Below are 5,436 nucleotides of genomic sequence, written 5' to 3' on the forward strand. Positions count from 1 at the left end.
GGGATGAACCTGCCGGGGGGTGGGAAGCCCCTCGTGGTGTTTCCGCGGACTGAAGACATCCGGCCCGTGGTGATTCCACAGCGGCGGTTGCCGGCAGGGAAGATGGAGAAGCACCACGTCTTCCCGCAGTCACCGGATCTTGCTCGGTGGTTCAAGAAGCAAGGCGTCAATATCCACCTGTACACCCTGCCCATTCCCGTTCACGTTCACCGACGCATTCACAGTGGAGGACCCAGGGGCGGCGAGTGGAACCAAGCTTGGCGCGAATACATGGACGCCAACCTGAATGCCTCTCCCCAGGAGATCTACCAGCATGCCGGAACGCTCATCTACCGTTTCCAACTCACCGGCGGCCCTCTTCAGCAGTACAACTGACCTTCTTGTGATTGAGGAGTGAACGCCCATGCCTCGTTACTTCTGGCTGCGCGACGACACGGCAGCCACGTCGCGCTACAGCGGGGATTTCAATGCCGCGCACAAATGGAGCCTCCCAGGCCTCAAGAATTGTCCAGGCTGCGGCGTCACCTGGGCAGGAGCGGGGCGCCAGTACCCCGCCGTGGACCTTTCACTCATCCCCGAGCATGGAGAATTCGAAGAGGCCCGACCCGAACCCTTCCACGAATTCATCCGCCTCCAGACGTTGGTGCGTCCCCTTGCCCCACCGAACTCAGAACTTCCTCCCGGCACGGACTTCGGTCCTCTCGTAGGGACCGCTTCGGGGCAGTTCGGCCCGTTCACGTGGCTTGGAACCTCGATGATGATCATCCGCCGCGACGCGCTCGACAGTCTGCAGGCCGCAGGCGTGCGCGGACTCCTCGGATGCAAGACGGAGCTGAAGTTCCGCCAGAAGACGCCGCCAGACATCCTCGAACTGCAAATCGAGCCACGTGGGCTGCTTCACCGTGATTGCCTTCCCCCTGACGTGGCTCCCCCTTGCACCACCTGTGGGAGACAGGGGTTGACTCGACCGGACGACCCCATCCTCGACGAGGCCTCACTGCCCACGGACACGGACCTGTTCCGCGTGGGCAACTTCGCCACCGTCATCATCGGCACCGACCGCTTCAAGGACGCGGTGGAGCAGGGCGGCTGGACGGGCATCTCCTTCCGCGAACTCCCCGTGCGTCCGTAGCCTGTCATCCCTTCGCAGGGAAGGGTGGCGGCTCCACCACCACTTCCATCGGCAGGTGGTGCTTCTCCGCGATCCACCGCACCCAGAGCTTCGGACGCGCCGTCACGTTCTCCCGATGCTTGGGCCGCTCCAACCGGATGGACAGCCAGTTGCGGTCGCGCAGGAACAGCTCCTTGCCCACCGGCAGCAGCTCCGTCTGGAGGAAGCCCGGCAGGTCCTCGCGCGAGTCCGCCGACATCGCGAGCATGCCCTGGAAGGGCAACCACCCCGGCGGCGGGTGGACGATGGGCGAGGACGTGGCCTGTTCGATGAACACCTCTCCCACCGAACCCAGCGCGGGGACCAGGTGGTCCGGGTTGCGTGAACGCACGCGCGCTCGCGCCCCCACGTGCACGTCTCCGGACAACACCGTCACCGCGCAGTAGGACCTCTTCGCCAGGGTGAACAGGTTCATGATCATCCGCGTGCGCTCACCGCGGTGCACCGCCGACTCCCACTGGTCCAACAGGTCGTCACGCAGCCGGACGCCCCCGGCCATGTGCTCCATCGCCGGCCCGAACCGCAGGTGCACGAGCGGCACCGACGACACCACCAGCACGTGCCGGGCCTTGCTGCCGTTCTCCGGACGGTGGCGGTGCTCCTCGCGCCACGCGTCGAACGCGTCCCACTGCACCCGACTCATCACGATGTGTTCGGACTGCGGGTGCGCGTCTTCCTCGTCGAGCACCCGGCTGGTCCTTCCGCTGCGCAGGTCCAGCAGCACCACGTCCAGGTCGCAGTCCGCGGTGGAGAAGCAGAGCGTCTGGAAGTAGTGCCGGGTCTCCCGCGGATCCTGGTCCTGCGCCTCCTGGAACACCGGCTGGACCATGTCCCGGTCGTCCGGCTCGCGCGCCGTCCCGGACGCTTCGAGCCAGCCTCGCTGGAAGGCCTCGAACGTCCGCGCCGCCGCGCTGTAGAGCGCCCGGTACCAGGGCGCCCGCTGGAGCTCCTCCTGCGAACCCCACCCATCGAAGATGTCGTGGTCGTCCCAGACGAACAGCCCCGGCACCCGCTGGAGCAGCGACGCGATGCCCCCCGTGCCTCCCCACCGCTCCCGATACAGCCACACGTATTCGGTGAGCAGCCTCTCGCGAAACCCGTCGGGGACCGCCAGCGTCAACCGCTCGGAGCGGGGCAGCTTCATGAACCCGCTCAGCAGATCCACCGTGTGGTGGAGCGAGTCCGCGTAGAGCTGATCTCCTCCCCCGATGAGCAGCTGGAAGCCCGGCGTCTTCGCCGGATCCGTGGGCTCCTTCAGGTGGTGGTGCAGCATCTTGTCCCAGAGCGCGTAGGGCTCCGCGAGGGCGCTCCACTCCCCCACGCTGCTGGCGCCGTTGCAGGAGAAGAACGCGATGTTCGGCGACACGCCCCGCTGGGGGACGACGACGTCGGACACGACGAGCGGCTGCGGGGAGAGGGCAGGGGACCAGGGCCGGGTATCGCGCGGCCGGGGGCGCTCGAACGTCACCGGGACCCCGGGCCGGTCCGGCGACTCGAAGTGGTAGGACAGCCGCTGGGCGACGTCCAGGCGCGGCAGGATGACCTCCCAACGCCACACCACGCCCGCGGTGTCCGGGGGCAGGCGGGTGAAGTCCGCCGCGGGCTTCGCGTCCTCGAAGGTGGCGACCCGCGTGCCCTGCGCGTTCGTGAAACACAGCTTCAGCGACGGCGGCACGGCCACGGACGGACTGTCGAGGAACACGTTGACGAAGAAGCTCCACACGTCGTGGGACTTCGGGTCCGGTGTGGCCTGCGCCCTCGCGTACAGGATGGGCCCCAGCAGCAGCTTCATCACGTCCCCCGGGTGGTGCGGGGCCGGTGGTCCCGTCCCGACCTGAAAGGGTGTCACAAGCCCCTGCCGCCGTCGACGGAGGCGTCAGGCCCGTCCGCTCACCCCTTCGGCGGCGGCGCGGCGAGCGGCTGGTACGTGCCGAAGCTCCAGAGGTTCCCCTCGAGGTCGAGCGCGATGAAGTCCCGCGACCCGTAATCGGTGTCGTGCAGCTCCATCAGGATGCGCGCACCCGCGGCCTTCGCTCGCGCGTAGAGGGCATCCGGGTCCGTAATCACGATGTAGATGCCCTGGTTCTTCGCGGGGACCTCCTTCGAGGACGCCATCTTCAGCCGGTTCGCGCTGTCCGCGCCGCCGAACATGATGAGCCCGTGGCCCAGCGTCAGCTCCACGTGGGCCAGCGCTCCATCCGGCGAGCGGAACACCGCCCGCTCCTCGAAGCCGAAGGCCTCCTTCAGGAAGCGCAGGGCGGCCTCGGGGTCCTCGTAGCGGAGGAACGGATAGATGCTGGGCAGCGTCGTGTTCGCGGTCATGGGTGTCTTCCTTTCACCGCGCATCCTGCCCTTCCGCTCCCAGCCCTTCTTGTACGGATTTCACCTGCGCGCTGGATTCGAAGCCGCCCGCGTCCGGGATCGCGCGGCGCAGCAGGGCGGACGGCGGCCCGCCGGTGAACTGGCGGAAGTCCCGGTTCAGGTGGGCCTGGTCGAAGTAGCCCAACTCCACCGCGAGGTCCGCCCAGCGCACGGGTCCGCCTGCCTTCAATCGCTGCACCGCGCGGTCGAAGCGCAAGAGGCGAGCCAGCCGGCGGGGTGGCAGGCCGACGTGTTCGTGGAACTGGTGGATGAGGTGCTTGTGGCTGTGACCCAGCTCCTGCGCCAGCGTGGCGATGTCCAGGTTCCCGCCCGCCTGGTGGATGCGCTCCACGGCCCACCGCACGCCCGCGTCCACGGCCGGGCCCCGCTCCATGCGCCGGATGAGGAACGCGTCCACGAGGGCGAAGCGGGCCTCCCAGTGCGGGGCACTGGCGAGCTGTTCCACCAGCCGGCGCGCCTCCAGCCCCCACAGGTCCTCCAGGCCCACCACGCGGTGCGACAGCTCGCTCATGGGCAGGCCCGTGACGCGCCGGGCGCCGAGGGGCGTGAGGTTCACCTGGAGCCCGTGCGACACGCCGGTGTGCTCGGTGGTGCTCCAGCGCTCGTCCAGTCCGGCGATGAAGCCGGAGCGGTGCCGCGTCACCCGCCCCGCGTCGTCCAGGTGCTTCAGGAGCGGGCCGAACTCCAGGATGAGCACCACCTGGACGCCGGGCAGCTCCTGGCGGCGCAGGGGCGTGGGCGTGGCCTCGCGGTAGCCGCAGTAGTCGCGGATGTGGGCGGCCAGGTGCGGAGGAGGCGCGGCGAGGACCATCTCCCAGCCGCCCCGCTCCGACGCATGGCGCACCACGCGGATGGTGTGCATGCGAGGACTACTTCGCACCCTTGCGCAGGAAGTCCAGCAGGGCGGCGTGCCACTTCTCCGGCGCCTCGAAGTGGGGGATGTGGCCCACGTTGGGCAGCTCCACCAGGGTCGCGCCCGGAATGGCCGCGGCGGTCTTCTTCCCGAGCGCGGGGTACTGGCCCAGCTTCGGCAGGAGCGCGGGCGGCACGCTGCCCTTGCCCACGACGGTGCGGTCCTCCTGGCCAATGACAATCAGCGTGGGTGCCTTCACGAGCGGGAACTCGTGCACCACGGGCTGTTCGTAGATCATCGTCTGCGTGGCGGCGGACACCCAGGCGAGCCGGGGGTACTCGCCGCTGAGCGTCTGGCGGTAGAGGACCTGGACGTATTCGTCGTACTCGGGCTTCCACTTCACGTAGTAGCCGCGCTGGTACTTGCGCAGGCCTTCTTCCGTCACCTGGAGGTTCTCGCGGTAGAGGTCCTCGGTGGACTTCCACGGGACGCTCTCGCGGTAGTCCTCCAGGCCGATGGGGTTCTCCAGCACGAGCTGGGACGTGGTCTCCGGGTACATCAGCGCGAAGCGCGTGGCGAGCATGCCGCCCATGGAGTGGCCCACGACGACGGCCTGCTTCACGCCCACCGTGTCGAGCACCTTCTTCGTCAGCGACGCGAGCGTGTGGAAGCTGTATGCGATTGCGGGCTTGGATGATTTGCCGAAGCCCACCTGGTCCGGCGCGACGACGCGGTAGCCCGCGCTGGTGAGGACACGGAGGGTGTCCTTCCACGACGCGCCGAAGAAGTTCTTCCCGTGGAGCAGCACGACGGTGCGTCCGTTGGCATTGGCCGTGGGCTTCACGTCCATGTACGCCATGCGCACGTCCTGGCCCTCCAGGGTGGCGGACAGGAACTGCACCGGGGCGGGGTAGGGGTAGCCCTCCATGCCCAGGCCCAGCGCTTCAGGGGCGGCGCGGCGGGGCTCCTGCGGGAGGTGGACAGGCTGCCCTACCGTGAGTCTCGAAGTGCGCCGTTTGCCCTGGGGAGT

General features: G+C 68.4%; 6 protein-coding genes. 2 read left to right on the top strand and 4 right to left on the bottom strand.

Features of this window, described 5'->3' with window-relative positions; all coding sequences use genetic code 11:
• Both sitA6 and sitI6 read left to right on the top strand, forming a co-directional pair.
• The coding region (gene sitA6, locus D7X12_RS38770) for a SitA6 family polymorphic toxin lipoprotein (RefSeq protein WP_120630189.1) at window positions 1-375 on the top strand (375 nt) is incomplete at its 5' end.
• Between the two features lie 28 nt (window positions 376-403).
• A complete protein-coding gene (sitI6, locus tag D7X12_RS38775) occupies window positions 404-1,132 on the top strand; it encodes a SitI6 family double-CXXCG motif immunity protein (protein ID WP_120630190.1) in 729 nt (242 codons plus the stop codon).
• 4 nt (window positions 1,133-1,136) lie between these two features.
• On the opposite strand, the gene D7X12_RS38780 is transcribed toward sitI6, so the two are convergent.
• The 4 genes from D7X12_RS38780 to D7X12_RS38795 form a co-directional block, all read right to left on the bottom strand.
• Complete coding sequence (locus tag D7X12_RS38780; protein WP_120630191.1) at window positions 1,137-2,963, bottom strand: alkaline phosphatase D family protein; 1,827 nt, start codon at window positions 2,961-2,963, stop codon at window positions 1,137-1,139.
• Between the two features lie 98 nt (window positions 2,964-3,061).
• Complete coding sequence (locus D7X12_RS38785; protein ID WP_120630192.1) at window positions 3,062-3,493, bottom strand: VOC family protein; 432 nt, start codon at window positions 3,491-3,493, stop codon at window positions 3,062-3,064.
• A gap of 13 nt (window positions 3,494-3,506) precedes the next feature.
• On the bottom strand, window positions 3,507-4,415 hold the full coding sequence (locus D7X12_RS38790) for an AraC family transcriptional regulator (RefSeq protein WP_120630193.1): 909 nt from the start codon (window positions 4,413-4,415) through the stop codon (window positions 3,507-3,509).
• 7 nt (window positions 4,416-4,422) lie between these two features.
• Window positions 4,423-5,436: alpha/beta fold hydrolase (locus tag D7X12_RS38795; RefSeq protein ID WP_244225041.1), on the bottom strand; the 1,014-nt coding region annotated here is incomplete at its 5' end.

It is taken from the genome of Corallococcus sicarius (genome assembly GCF_003611735.1).
GTDB lineage: Bacteria > Myxococcota > Myxococcia > Myxococcales > Myxococcaceae > Corallococcus > Corallococcus sicarius.